A 14553-nucleotide genomic window follows, 5' to 3' on the forward strand; every position below is an offset into this window, starting at 1 on the left:
TTATTGTTTACTAAGTTTATGGTGAATAGACTAGTCTGCTTTTAATTAATATAGGGAGGTTTTATTTATGAAGATTGCCATTCAAATGGATCATATTTCAACAGTTCGGATTCAGGGAGATACAACATTTGCACTTGCTTTAGCAGCGCAAGAACGTGGACACTCTCTTTTTCATTATACACCAGATCGTTTAACTATGCGCGATGGTTGTGTAATTGCGCGATTAGAACCATTGACTGTTCATGATGAAGAGAGGAACCATTATGTGTTAGGGAAGCCTTTCCGAGCAGAATTGAGAGATATGGATGTTGTTCTTTTACGTCAAGATCCGCCCTTTGATCTCAACTACATTACCACAACGCATTTGTTAGAACGTGTTCATCCCAAGACACGTGTTGTGAATGATCCAACATGGGTGCGCAATAGTCCAGAAAAAATTTTTGTGACTGAATTTCCTGATTTGATGCCAGAGACGTTAATTACGAAAGATATTGAAGAAATAATGGCTTTTAGAGCTACATTGGGCGATATTATTGTAAAGCCTCTTTATGGCAATGGGGGAACAGGTGTTTTTCATTTGAAACAGGATGATCACAATTTAGCATCGCTTTTGGAAATGTTCGCAAAAATTTATAGTGAACCTTTTATTGTTCAGCGTTATTTAGATGCAGTGCGAAAAGGGGATAAACGGATTATTTTGCTTGATGGTATTCCTGTTGGTGCAATTAATCGGATTGCCGCCGAAACAGATGTTCGCTCTAATCTGCACGTTGGAGGTCGTGCGGAAAATATTGATTTAACAAAACGTGATTATGAGATTTGCGAACGCATTGGTCCACTTTTAAAAGAACGCGGTCTTCTTCTTGTGGGAATTGATGTGATTGGAGATTATATGACAGAAATTAATGTAACGTCTCCTACGGGTATTCGTGAAATCAAACGCTTTGGTGGTGCAGATGTTGCTCATCTTTTCTGGGATGTTGTTGAGTTCAAATGTGCTCATTAAATTTATTCAGACAAACAACTAAGACATAATTTTGTTAGAAAAATTATCAATGACACTTTTACTATTTATCATGCTGTAAATGTGAATTACAATCCAGATGATTGTATGATACGAATTAGAAATCTTGCCTCAAGTTCTAAGGAGTTTATGGATGGGTAGATTCTTATCAGTTGTAGTGGGACTGTTTTTTGCAATACTGTTATCCGTTAATATTAGCAACGCACGCAATCGAATACAGATCGCAGGTTCAGCTACGGTTTTACCTTATCAAAAAATTGTTGCTGAGGTATTTGGAGAAACTTATCCCCACTTTAAAGTTCCAGTTATCGAATCAGGTGGAACAGGAGCCGGTATTAAAGAATTTTGCCATGGTATTGGGGAGAATACGATTGATATTGTTAATGCTTCGCGGGCAATGAAGCCTACTGAATTGCAGTCTTGCTTTGATGCTGGTGTAAAAGATGTTGAAGAAATACGTATCGGGTATGATGGTATTGTTTTTGCAACAGATATAAATGGTCCTAGTTGGAAGTTGCAACCAGTAGATATTTATAAGGCACTTGCTGCTCAGATTATTATAGACGGAAAATTGCATCCCAACAACGTTTCAAAATGGAGTGCAATCAACAGTGCTTTTCCTGATTGGACGATAGCAGCTTATATTCCCGGAGAGAAGCATGGAACGCGTGAAGTTTTTGAAGAAAAATTGTTAGTGGCGGGTTGTAAGGATAGTGGAGCCATTGAGGCGATGAAGATTTTAGGAATGGATGATAAGGCAATACACGCTGCTTGTATTGCTGTGCGGAGAGATGGTAAAGCCATTGATATTGATGGTGATTATTCTGAAACATTTGCACGTTTAACCTCTAATAAAACAGGGATTGGTATTTTTGGTTTGTCTTTTTATCAAAATAATGCTGATAAGTTAAAGGCTGCGGATATTAACGGTTCTACACCAACTGTTGAAACAATTTCTAGTGGTGAATATCCAGTTTCTCGTTCACTTTTTTTCTATGTTAAGAAAGCGCATTTAGATACTATTCCAGGTTTGCGGGAATATATTAATTTTTTTCTTTCTGATCAAATGATTGGTCCAGATAGCCCACTGGCTGAATATGGTTTGGTTGTTGCTTCTGAAAAGGAGCGCCAAGCGCAGCGTTCTGCTTTTTCTGCTGGTAAAGTGATGACTTTGAAATAACTTGCTAGATTTGCAGTGTAGGAGTTTTCTGTGTTACTTTTTTGTAAAAATTGAAAAACAAATGCGCATTTCCGTTATTATTTTTCTGTTATTGATTTTTGGTTTTGTTGGTTTTTGTATTTCTTATATGCGGGCTCGCTCTCTTGAGTACGCACAATACAAAATGCATTCTCGTGGGTCTTATTATGGCTGGTGGACGTTTTTGTTGACTGTTATTCCAGCCGTTATTTTTTTAATTTTTTGGGAGAGTGGAAGTGCAATTTATTTAGAATATAGCGCTGCTCAAGAAGTTGAGGTGTATAGTGCGCATGTTGCAGAGCGCATAAATCATGACTTTGTTTTAGGGACTATTCGAAGTTTGGTCAAAATGATTCATCGTTTTAAAGAGAATCTTGTTAGTGCTTCGTATGAAGAAGTGCGAGCGCAGTTATTCGCAAAAGGATTTGTTTTGCCTCATGAAGCATCAAATGATGTGTTAAGGATAGCGCAGTCATGGGTTCATTCTTCTGAGAAATTACAATTTATTGGTCATAGTTTCCTTTTTATTATTGCATTTTGTGGTTTCATCTGTGGCATTGTGCAAGTTTCTCCGCATCAGCGTGCACGCAATAAGGTTGAATATTTCATTGTTAGTGGTTTGGTTTGCGCATCTATCGTTGCGGTTTTGACGACAGCAGCCATTGCATTTTCAATGTTTTTTCAAACGATAAGTTTTTTTCAGTCTGTTTCCTTTTCAAACTTCTTTTTTGGAACAGTTTGGAATCCACGTTTTTCAGCGAGTGGTTCAGGAGGTGAAGTTGGGCAATTTGGTTTAATCCCGCTCCTTGCTGGCACGCTTTATATTGCATTTGTTGCAATGCTTTTTGCTGTTCCTATTGGATTATTTTCGGCTATTTATATGGCCGAATATGCTTCTACGCGCTTACGATCGATTGTGAAGCCATTGTTAGAAGTGCTTGCTGGTATTCCAACCATTGTTTACGGTTTTTTTGCTTTGAAGGTTGTAGGGCCATTTTTACGTGATCTCTCTGTTTCTCTTTCTGGTGGTGTTGGATTTATTATGGCCCAAAGTGTTTTAACAGCTGGAGTTGTGATGGGAATTATGTTGATTCCTTTTGTTTCCTCTTTATCAGATGATGTTATAACAGCTGTTCCGCGTATTTTACGCGAAGGATCTTATGGTTTGGGAGCAACGCAATCTGAGACGATTAAGAAAGTGGTTATACCGGCAGCGCTTCCAGGGATTATGGGAGCGATTTTATTGACAGCATCACGTGCAATTGGAGAAACAATGATTGTGGTTCTGGCAGCGGGTGTTGCAGCGAACTTAACACTTAATCCATTTGAAGCAATGACCACGATGACAGTGAAGATTGTTAATCAATTGACAGGTGACTTTGAGTTTAATTCTCCCCAAACGCTCGTTGCTTTTGCTTTAGGGATGACACTTTTTGTTATGACCCTTTTGATGAATATTCTTGCTCTTTATATCGTGCGGAAATATCAGGAACAATATGAATGAATAAAGATCATCTTTTTCTTCGTCGCAATATTGGCCTCAAACGCCGATATTGGGCTGAACGTCGTTTCCGAGGGTACGGTTTGATTTCTATTTTTATTGGTTTATTTTTTTTATTTGCGCTTTTATGGTCTATCATTAGTCAGGGTTATACAGCTTTTTTTCAAAGTGAAATGACATTATCGATTTATTTGGATGAGCAGGTCATTGATCCAAATGGTCAGCGAGAAACGAATCCACAGATACTCATAACTGCTAATTATCCACTTCTTGTACGGAATGCTTTGGCAAAAAAGCTTGATATAAATCAAAATGATCGGGCATCATTACGGGATATTAACCGTATGTTTTCAAATGGTGTACGCGTTCAACTGCGTGAAATGGTAACAAAGAATCCAAAGCTGATTGGAACAACGCAAAAAATCAAAGTTTTAGCAGCGGCGGATATTGATTCTGCTTATAAGGGGCAGATTGATTTATCTGTAGCAGAACAAAGCCGCAAAGTCTCCAATCGCCAAGTAGAATGGATGAAACGTTTGGTGCATGATGGTACGCTTTACAAAACATTTAATTTTGGTTTTTTTACATTTGGTGCTTCAAGTCGTGCTGAAACTGCGGGATTAGGGGTTGCAATAATCGGCTCTCTTTACATGATAGCCATAGTTTTAGTGATTTCACTTCCAATAGGGATAGCCACAGCTCTTTATTTGGAAGAATATGCACGCAAAAATAAATTTACAGATTTTATTGAGGTTAATATCAATAACCTTGCAGCTGTGCCTTCAATTGTTTTTGGTCTTTTGGGGCTTGCTGTTTTTGTTAATTTTTTCGGGTTACCACGGTCAGCCTCTTTTGTTGGTGGGCTTGTCTTGGCTCTTATGACACTTCCCACAATTATCATTGCAACCCGTTCTGCTTTGCGGGCTGTTCCTCTCTCTATTCGCGCAGCCGCTTTAGGATTGGGAGCGTCGAAAACACAAATGGTTTTTCATCATGTGGTTCCTTTAGCTGCGCCTGGTATTTTGACGGGCACGATTATTGGTGTAGCTCAGGCACTGGGTGAAACCGCACCTTTGCTTTTGATTGGCATGGTTGCTTTTGTTGTGAATATTCCTGCGACACCCATGGAACCGGCAACGGCTTTGCCTGTTCAAATTTTCATGTGGGCGGGTGAAGCAGAGCGCGCTTTTGTTGAAAAGACATCAGGTGCTATTATTGTATTAATGATTTTTCTTGCGGTCATGAATATTTCTGCTGTTTTTTTACGTCGAAGATTTGAACGGCGTCAGTGATTTCGATAGAATAGTAACTTCGATCAAGCAGCAACTCTGATAAGGTTTATGTTTTTTAAAGTAAGGTGAGTTTTTGTAATGAAAATTAAAATGCGTGGTCAGGATGTAAAGGTTTTTTATGGGGAAAAAGAAGCACTTCATGGTATTACTCTTGATATTCCTGAACATCAAGTGACTGCTTTAATAGGTCCTTCAGGTTGTGGAAAATCGACTTTTTTGCGTTGTTTTAATCGTATGAATGATATGATTGAAGGTACTAAAATAACAGGTCTTATTACTTTAGATGGTGAGAATATTTATGACTCACGGATTGATGTTGTAGAATTGCGCGCTCGTGTTGGAATGGTTTTTCAAAAGCCTAGTCCTTTTCCAAAGTCTATATTTGAGAATGTTGCCTATGGGCCACGCATTCACGGTTTAGTTAAGTCGCGTGCCGAATTGCATAATGTGGTTGAAAAGAGTTTAAGGCAGGCAGGGTTATTTGAAGAAGTAAAAGACCGTCTTCATGAGGCCGGCACAAGTTTATCAGGAGGACAGCAACAGCGTTTGTGTATTGCGCGTGCCATTGCAGTTAGTCCTGAAGTTATTTTGATGGATGAGCCTTGTTCAGCTCTTGATCCTATTGCGACAGCACGTATTGAAGAACTGATCGACGCATTGCGACAAAATTATACAATTGTTATTGTGACACACTCCATGCAGCAGGCAGCACGTGTTTCTCAGTATACGGCTATGTTTCATTTGGGGCATTTGGTAGAAGTTGGTGCGACTGAAATGATCTTCACTTCACCAAAAGAACAACGTACGCAAGATTATATTACGGGACGTTTTGGATAAGTGAATTGAGGAGTATAATATATGTCTATGAACCACACTGTCCGTTCTTATGATGCAGAACTAAAGTATTTGAAAGCAAGAATTACAGAAATGGGTAGCCATGCAGAAAAAATGATTGAGCGTTCTGTTGCATCGATTGTGTATAGTGATCTTCAGCTTGCAACGACAGTTATTGCCGATGATTTGTTTTTAGATGAAGCAGAGCGTGACATTGATGAAAAAGCGATTACCATTATTTGCAAGCGCCAACCGATGGCTGTTGATTTGCGTGAAATTATTGGCGCCATTCGTATTTCTTCTGATCTTGAGCGGATTGGAGATATGGCCAAAAATGTTGCGAAGCGGGCGGTAGCACTTTCAGAAATACGCCAACCTGCTACTTTTTATCATGGGCTTGAAACGATTACAGCTTTGGCACTCAATCAGTTAAAAGAAGTATTGGATGCTTACACGAGCCGTTTATTAGAGCATGTTGATGCAGTACGTGAGCGGGATGGTAAAATTGATGCGCTGTATACTTCTCTTTTTCGTGAGCTTTTGACATATATGATGGAAGATATGCGCAATATTACGGTTTGTACACACTTACTTTTTTGTTTAAAAAATATTGAACGAATTGGTGATCATGTCACTAATATTGCGGAAATGCTGCATTATATCATCACGGGTTACCACATGTCTTCCGAGCGTCCTCGTGATGATCTTACCTATAAAGTTGGTGTGGGGGAGAAGAAAATAGATTAAAATTTTTCTCTCGATATATAAAATGAGTTTGTTATTAAAAAAAATATCATTGGGCATTGTCTCATAGTGTAGGTTGAGGAGGGGCGTAGTATACGCATTATGAGTACATACAAAGAAGTAATTTAGAACTTTCTAAGCTAATGTTGCGAATTTTTAATGCCTCATTTGATATATTTGATTCAAAAAGAGTATCATCCGTTTGGTTTGGGGTAGAGGAAAAAAATCTTTCTGATCGTTTTTTCTAGTGTAGATAGTCTTAGTATCATGGCTTTTTTGTATGTAAAATTGTTTGAGATTTTTCAGAGGCATAATATTTTATCGGCTATTAAAGCGTGAGGTTTGATATCGTGTGCCTACACGTTTCCACAATAACGACAAAATCGATCAATTAATAATTTTTTATTTTTTATTTCGCATAAATATCTTTTAATTACTACTTGTATTAAAATTTTACTAAGTGGTGATAATTAATCGTGTACTTTCTTTGAAGATACATTTAAAACACATTCAAGTTTTGAATACTTTAAAGATGTGGGAATGTGTTGTATAAGATGAAAAAAAACTTTTGCACTGTTTTTGTGGCTTGTTTTCTAGCACCATTTGTTATTGTAGGGTGTGCTTCAAATCATTTTGATGTTGGTAAAGTGCGTGATAATAAGAAAACAAAAACAGAAATGTATCCATTGACTGAGCGCCAATGCCTCATGCGGGCAATGTATTTTGAATCAAATCGTACAAGCTTTGAAGGGATGATTGCTGTTGGAACGGTTGTTATGAATCGTGTTAATTCAAGCGCTTATCCAAAAACGATTTGTGGTGTTGTTGGTCAATACAAACAATTTGCTCCTGGTGTTTTAACGCGTCCTATGACGGAGCCTGCTTCTGTTGCTCTTGCGAGAGAGGCCGCTGATGCTGTTTTACGTGGTAAACGGGATAAGAAACTTAAAAACGCTAAGTTTTTTCATACCGCAGGTTTAACTTTTCCTTATAAAAACATGTATTATGTTCATGTTGCGGGAGGGAATGCCTTTTATGAAAAACGCTCGCGTGATGGATCGCTTCAGGTTCCTACGAATGATCGTCCTTATAATGTTGCTTATGCTTTTGCCCAAGAACGTTCTGGCAATGCACAAAGTGACATGGATGCAAGCTTAGCAAGTGAGGGAATAAAAGTAGAGGAAAAACAAAAAGCATCTTCTTCGATAGAAGTAGCACAGGCGTATAAAGTGCATAATCCATCTTTTATTATAGTGCAGCTGGATAAAGTGCCCATTCCTACATCAGCACCTCATCGTGTAGATAAGGAAGCGGAAGACAAAGCGATTGTAGCTTATGCTATGCCTTCTTCAGATCAGTTAAATGCAATTGTTGCAGTGTTAGAAAAACGGTACAGAAGCCGGTAATTTTTTCACAATCAAAGAAGGATACTGGTAATGTATTTTGATATTAACGAGGCAATTTCGCCTGAAAGGCTCAATCGTCTTGCAGAAGTTACGGTAAAAGTCGGGTTGAATTTACAAGAGGGACAAGATCTTGTTTTAACTGCTCCAGTTTCAGCATTACCTTTTGTTCGACGTATTGCCTATCATGCTTATAAAGTGGGTGCCGGTGTGATTACACCACTTTTTAGTGACGACATGTTATTGCTTACACGTTTTGAAAATGCGCATACCGCTAGTTTTGATTGTGCCCCTTCTTGGTTGTATGAAGGAATGGCGAAAGCTTTTGAAAATGGAGCTGCGCGTTTGGCTATTGTTGGTGATAATCCTTTACTACTTTCTAACCAGGATTTTTATAAGGCTACACGTTTAAATAAGGCCACTTCAATAGCTTACCAGCCAGCTCACAAAAAACTAACAAATTTTGTCATGAACTGGTCGATTGTTGCTTATCCAACGACAGGATGGGCTGAGGCGGTGTTCCCCTCTTTGCCGCTTCATAAAGCAATTAAAAAATTAGCTGATACAATTTTTTCTGCTTCACGCGTTACAGAAGAGGATCCAGTGCATGCGTGGACTGTTCATAATGCAAATTTGAAGAAACGGTCATCTTGGCTTAATAAGCAACGTTTTTCTGCTTTGCACTTCACAGGACCAGGGACTGATTTAATGGTTGGTTTAGCAGATGATCATGAATGGCATGGTGGTGCAACAGTTGCTAAAAATGGTGTTGTCTGCAATCCTAATATTCCAACAGAAGAAGTATTTACTACACCTCATGCGCATAAGGTTGAGGGTTTTGTGCGTTCAACGAAGCCCCTTTCTTATCAAGGAACACTGATTGATAATATTGAGGTACGTTTTGAAGCGGGACGTATTGTTGATGCACGTGCTTCAGCGGGGCAGGAAATTTTGCAACAGGTTCTGCAAAGTGATGAGGGTGCGAGTCGATTAGGTGAAGTTGCTCTTGTTCCACATTCTTCACCGATTTCTAAGAGCGATTTTCTTTTTTATAATACATTATTTGATGAAAATGCTGCATGTCATATCGCTTTAGGTCAGTGTTATTCCAAGTGCTTTTTAGAGGGAGCATCATTAACAGCAGAAGAGATTGCAGTGCGTGGTGGTAATAAAAGTGTGATTCATATTGACTGGATGATTGGATCAGGTGAAATCGACATAGATGGTGTTATGCAGGATGGTATGAGAGTTCCTGTATTTCGTAAGGGGGAATGGGCTTAATATCGTTGTTTTTTAGTGCACTTGTTGGAGAGTGCATAATGATTTAAGAAGAGTGATGCCTGAGCTTCCTGAAGTAGAAACCGTCCGTCGTGGACTGGGACCGATTGTAACTGGTGCAAAGATACTATCTGTTACACTTAATCGTCAAGATTTGCGATTTCCTTTCCCTGAGGCGTTTTCTAAACGGCTTACAGGCAGAACAATTGTAGAACTTGGCCGGCGTGCAAAGTATTTATTGTTTCATCTTTCACAGAATGAAACGATTTTGAGTCATTTAGGAATGTCAGGGTCATGGCGCATAAAGGGTAATCTGTTAAGAGAAACATCTTCTCTTACAGAAAAATTTGTTAAGCATGATCACTTTTTCATGGATATTCAGGCAAAAGACGGTAAAGCTTATCGACTTATTTATAATGATGTTCGTCGTTTTGGATTTATACTTTTAGTGGATACAAATAGGCTTTATGAGCACTCACTTTTAAAAAAGTTAGGGATCGAGCCTATGAGTCATGCATTTTCTCGTCGTTATTTACAAGAGGCTTTTGTTAATAAAAAAATATCTCTTAAGGGAGCTTTGCTTGATCAGTCTATTGTTGCGGGTCTTGGGAATATTTATGTTTGCGAAGCGCTTTGGCGTAGCCATTTATCTCCACAACGTTGTGCATTTACATTAGCATTGAAAACTGAACGTGCGCGCGAGTCCGCAGAATCTTTAGTACAAAATATACGCAATGTGATTGCTGAAGCTATTTTATCTGGTGGGTCTTCTTTACGTGATTATATACATGTAGATGGCTCCCTTGGTTATTTTCAACATGCTTTTTCAGTTTATGGACGAGAAGGCAAGGGATGTTTGCGATGTGGAACGCCTATTATACGTATTTTGCAGTTGGGACGTTCAAGTTTTTACTGTTCACAGTGTCAAAAGTAAATAAGGTTTCTTGCAAAATCTTACAAGAGGCTTAAAGTTGTATCTACAATTACGCAAGGCTTGGGAGTTTTTCTTATGCTAAATAAAGTATTAACACATCTTGACGAGAATATAGAAAAGAGCCTTGAACGCCTTTTTTCTCTTTTACGTTTTCAATCAATCTCTACAGACTCAGCTTATAAGGATGCATGTTGTCAGGCAGCTGATTGGCTAGTAGAGGATTTAAAAAGCATTGGTTTTGAGGCTTCACGCCGTGATACACCGGGTCATCCAATGGTTGTTGGGCATCATCCAGGACCTTCAGATGATTGTTTGCATGTTTTGTTTTACGGACATTATGATGTTCAACCTGTTGATCCACTGAGTTTATGGGAAAATGATCCCTTTACACCTTCTTTAAAAGAAAGAGGAGGAGAAAAAGTTATTTGTGCTCGTGGGGCTTCAGATGACAAAGGCCAACTCATGACGTTTATTGAAGCATGTCGTGCCTATAAGCAAGAAACAGGACAGCTTCCTGTGAAAGTTACTATTTTATATGAAGGTGAAGAAGAAAGCGGTTCTCCTTCCCTTATTCCTTTTTTAAAAGCAAATAAAGATGAACTGAAGGCTGATTGCGTATTGGTTTGTGATACAGCAATGTGGGATGCGAATACGCCATCGATTACTATTGGACTTCGGGGTATTTTGGGAGAAGAGATTATGATTACTGCAGCTAATCGTGATTTGCATTCTGGTGCTTTTGGGGGAACTGCAGCTAATCCCATTCATATTTTGGTGACAATTTTAGCAGGGCTTCGTGATGAAGATGGTCGGGTGACACTTCCTGGTTTTTATGATGGAGTAGAAGAAACACCTCCTCATATTTTGCAATCATGGAATGCACTTAATTGCACTGCTGAAAATTTTCTTGGTCCTATAGGCCTTTCCATTCCTTCTGGCGAAAAAGGTCGGAGTATTTTAGAACAAATATGGGCGCGTCCTACAGCAGAGGTTAATGGTATTAGTGGTGGGTATGAAGGAGAGGGGATGAAAACGGTTATTGCTTCTAAAGCGAGTGCAAAAGTGTCATTTCGTTTAGTGCATAAGCAAGATCCAGAGAAAATACGTCAAGCTTTTCGTGATTATGTGCGCAACGCGATTCCTGCTGACTGTACAGTTGAATTTAAGGAGCATGGTGCTTCTCCCGCAATTCAGCTTGCCTACGATTCCCCTTTTATAGAAGGGGTGAAAGATGCTTTATCGCAAGAGTGGGGTAACCCAGCTTTATTAACTGCTATGGGCGGCTCAATTCCAGTTGTTGGGGATTTTCAGTCAATTCTTAATATGGAAACTATTTTGGTTGGTTTTGCACTCTATGATGATCGTATGCATTCACCTAATGAAAAATATAATCTCAAATCGTTTCATAAAGGGCAGCGATCTTGGGCGCGTATTCTTACCGCTTTAGCAAATAGGAGGGTAAATGGCTGAGATTCGCGTTCATCAAGGTGATTTACCAAACTTAGATAATTATCAAATTGATGCCGTTGCGATTGATACCGAAACTTTGGGATTACAACCGCATCGTGATCGTTTATGTGTCGTTCAGCTTTCTTCTGGAGATGGTACTGCTGACGTTATACAGATTGCAAAAGGACAAACGAGTGCACCTAATTTGGTTAAATTGCTTGAAGATAAGGCAATCACCAAAATATTTCATTTCGGGCGTTTTGATCTTTCTATTTTAGCACATACATTTGGCGTTATGCCAGATGTGGTTTTTTGTACAAAAATTGCTTCAAAACTCACCCGCACCTATACGGATCGTCATGGATTAAAGGAAATTTGTGGTGAGTTACTGAATGTAAATATTTCTAAGCAGCAACAATCTTCAGATTGGGCTGCTAAAACGTTGTCACGTGCACAAGTTGAATATGCTGCATCAGATGTTTTATATTTACATCGTTTAAAAGATATCTTTGAAGAACGCTTACGGCGTGAAGAGCGAGAAAATGTTGCAAAGGCATGTTTTGAATTTTTACCTATGAGAGCAAGACTTGATCTTTTGGGATGGGCAGAGGTTGATATTTTCGCGCATAACTGAGTTTAAAAATGAACCTTTAGAATTGAGATCAGAAGGATTATAATGTAAAAGAACAAAATGCCCAATATATTATGAGCATTTTGTTCTTTTATCATTTTTTTAATGAAAGTGTTTTGTGAATCAATGCTTAGCTTAGTGAGTGTTTAAATTTAAATATTACATAATAAAGATATATTCGTGGGGATTTAACATATGAATACTATCACGGCCGCATTGAGCAAAAAAAATTAAAAAAAGGCTACTAAAAAAATGCGTGGGTAAACACTCGTGTAATTGATCGTACATATAATAATACATTATATGTACCATTATTTATTAAAAAAATAAGTGATTTCTGTATTGTCATAGCCTAAAATTTTATATTATTTTCTATAGAAATTTAAAGTAAAAAAGTAAAGTCGCTAAGTATAATCTATTATGATGCTTATAATGGAAAAATATTTATTAATTTAAGATATTTTATTCCAGTATTTCCTGTTTTCACTTCAGTTTCTGTAGCTCAAGAAGCTAATTTTATGGTTATTCCATAATTGAGTCAAAGGAACGACTTCTGCTGTTTCTTCTAAAAGTTCTTTGCTGAATGGACAGGTGAGCAGTTTATTATTTAAAGTTTTTCAAAAGGAGTTTGCTTATATTGGTAATAGCAAATGCAAAGCAATTGTTGATTTGGTATGTATCATATTCTTCTAAAAAAGAAGATTAGCATCTAAGGGAGACTCACGGAGAGCAAAACTACGAGATCTACTGAGTTTTTAATAAGCAAATTTTATGATGAGAGAGAAAATACAACAGGTCAAGCTATTGTATATGGTAATGTCAGGGTCGAAGCAACATACAATGCCTGTATAGTTTTTTAGGAGGGAGGCATTTCATTTTACAAGACCGACAGTGTCTATTTTTCAGGGGGTATGTTGTTTTTATACTTTGGGAAATATGCCTAACACATTAGTAAATTTCATTGTGAGGATAGTAATTTCTACGTTGGTATAGCTTAAAAGTTCACGTTTATTACCTATCAAATGGTTGAAGAGAACATCTGTTACAGGCTTTTTGTTTTTTTTATAAGTGTATCATTTTTACTACAGATATCTGTAGGGGGGGCTCTATATGAAATTACGTGTTCAAATATTCAGCTATGGAGAGAAAATATGAATATGAAATGGTTAATAACAGCTTCTGCTTTCGCTTTTGTTTCAGCTTCAGCAGCGCATGCAGCAGATGTTATTGTTCCCCCTAATCCTACACCTGTTGCACCAGTTATTGTTGCTCCAACTTTTTCCTGGACAGGTTTCTACTTTGGTGGTCAAATTGGTGGCTTTTCGAGTAAAACAAAAATAGATAGTCTGCGTGAAAGAAAAAACATTTCCATACATGATGACTCTGTACCTAAATTGTCCGGTTTTATGGGCGGTCTTTATGCAGGTTCGAATGTTGATCTCGGCAATGGCCTTATTCTAGGTGTTGATACCGATATTATTTGGACCGATAAAAATGATACGAAGATGGTGCCAGTATATGAGATTACTCCAGATAACGTAAATTATGTTAATCAGTTACTAAAAGAAGTGGGTATTAAGGTTGATAATAGGGGAATCAAGGTTGGTGATAAATTTTCTAACAATTTAACTTTTAAAGAAAAATGGTCAGGTGCTACGCGGATACGAATTGGTTTTGCAGCTGAACGTATTATGCCTTATGTTGCTGGTGGTATTGCCTATACACAACTCCAAGATATTGCGTCGATATCAATAACAGAAAAAGATACAGGAAAAACCATAGCTTCTAATAACCTATCTGATGAAACAAAGACGTTTGTTGGTTACACCTTTGGTGCTGGTGTTGATTTCGCAATGACCAATAATGTTATTGTCCGTGCCGAATATCGTTACTCAGATTTTGGTAAAAAGAAATTTTCAAACGATAAATATGAAACTTCTTACAAAACTAATGATTTCCGTGTTGGTGTAGCTTACAAGTTTTAATGTATTGTAAGCTAAGTTACTAAAAGACTTATTTTGAAATGTCTTTGATGTTTTTCTGTGGCTATATTATCACATAAGACAATATTATTTGCATATGTGTAATGTTGCTACAGAGTCATTTTTATCAAAAGAAATACGCAAACGATAAAGGATAATTTATATGGTATTTCAATAAGTTATATATGCATATAATTTACAGATTTTCATATAAAACAGAATTATTAAGAGGTCTCGTCTCTGAAGGGGATCTCTGTTTTGTATGAGCTGTGTTATTTTTACT

Annotated in this window: 12 protein-coding genes; all 12 read left to right on the forward strand. The window is 37.8% G+C overall.

The window, feature by feature from the left end:
* The first annotated feature begins 67 nt into the window (after nucleotides 1-67).
* The 12 genes from gshB (at nucleotide 68) to J7R07_RS00470 (ending at nucleotide 14273) form a co-directional block, all read left to right on the forward strand.
* Entirely contained in the window at nucleotides 68-1006 is a 939-nt protein-coding gene (gene gshB / locus J7R07_RS00415; RefSeq protein ID WP_208434988.1) for a glutathione synthase, read from the forward strand.
* Nucleotides 1007-1157: 151 nt separating this feature from the next.
* Nucleotides 1158-2204 carry a PstS family phosphate ABC transporter substrate-binding protein gene (locus J7R07_RS00420; RefSeq protein ID WP_208434989.1) on the forward strand — a complete coding sequence of 349 codons (1047 nt, stop codon included), beginning with the start codon at nucleotides 1158-1160 and terminating at the stop codon, nucleotides 2202-2204.
* Between the two features lie 61 nt (nucleotides 2205-2265).
* On the forward strand, nucleotides 2266-3726 hold the full coding sequence (gene pstC / locus J7R07_RS00425; protein WP_208434990.1) for a phosphate ABC transporter permease subunit PstC: 1461 nt from the start codon (nucleotides 2266-2268) through the stop codon (nucleotides 3724-3726).
* On the forward strand, nucleotides 3723-5015 hold the full coding sequence (gene pstA, locus J7R07_RS00430) for a phosphate ABC transporter permease PstA (protein ID WP_208434991.1): 1293 nt from the start codon (nucleotides 3723-3725) through the stop codon (nucleotides 5013-5015). Before pstC ends, pstA begins: the two co-directional genes overlap by 4 nt.
* Nucleotides 5016-5093: 78 nt before the next feature.
* Complete coding sequence (gene pstB / locus J7R07_RS00435) at nucleotides 5094-5852, forward strand: phosphate ABC transporter ATP-binding protein PstB (protein ID WP_208434992.1); 759 nt, start codon at nucleotides 5094-5096, stop codon at nucleotides 5850-5852.
* Nucleotides 5853-5873: 21 nt separating this feature from the next.
* Nucleotides 5874-6596: a phosphate signaling complex protein PhoU gene (gene phoU / locus J7R07_RS00440; RefSeq protein WP_208434993.1), complete on the forward strand. Its 723-nt coding sequence runs from the start codon at nucleotides 5874-5876 to the stop codon at nucleotides 6594-6596.
* 551 nt (nucleotides 6597-7147) lie between these two features.
* Nucleotides 7148-7999, forward strand: a complete 852-nt coding sequence (locus J7R07_RS00445; RefSeq protein ID WP_208434994.1) for a cell wall hydrolase — start codon at nucleotides 7148-7150, stop codon at nucleotides 7997-7999.
* Between the two features lie 30 nt (nucleotides 8000-8029).
* Nucleotides 8030-9277 (forward strand): aminopeptidase, encoded by a 1248-nt coding sequence (locus tag J7R07_RS00450; protein WP_208434995.1) that lies wholly within the window; start codon nucleotides 8030-8032, stop codon nucleotides 9275-9277.
* Nucleotides 9278-9332: 55 nt separating this feature from the next.
* Nucleotides 9333-10208 carry a bifunctional DNA-formamidopyrimidine glycosylase/DNA-(apurinic or apyrimidinic site) lyase gene (gene mutM / locus J7R07_RS00455; RefSeq protein ID WP_208434996.1) on the forward strand — a complete coding sequence of 292 codons (876 nt, stop codon included), beginning with the start codon at nucleotides 9333-9335 and terminating at the stop codon, nucleotides 10206-10208.
* Between the two features lie 75 nt (nucleotides 10209-10283).
* Nucleotides 10284-11678 (forward strand): dipeptidase, encoded by a 1395-nt coding sequence (locus J7R07_RS00460; RefSeq protein WP_208434997.1) that lies wholly within the window; start codon nucleotides 10284-10286, stop codon nucleotides 11676-11678.
* Nucleotides 11671-12291, forward strand: a complete 621-nt coding sequence (locus J7R07_RS00465) for a ribonuclease D (protein WP_208434998.1) — start codon at nucleotides 11671-11673, stop codon at nucleotides 12289-12291. Before J7R07_RS00460 ends, J7R07_RS00465 begins: the two co-directional genes overlap by 8 nt.
* 1148 nt (nucleotides 12292-13439) lie before the next feature.
* Nucleotides 13440-14273, forward strand: a complete 834-nt coding sequence (locus J7R07_RS00470) for an outer membrane protein (protein ID WP_208434999.1) — start codon at nucleotides 13440-13442, stop codon at nucleotides 14271-14273.
* Nucleotides 14274-14553 lie beyond the last annotated feature (280 nt).

The sequence above is a fragment of the Bartonella phoceensis genome (assembly GCF_902825145.1).
In the GTDB taxonomy this organism is placed as follows: domain Bacteria; phylum Pseudomonadota; class Alphaproteobacteria; order Rhizobiales; family Rhizobiaceae; genus Bartonella; species Bartonella phoceensis.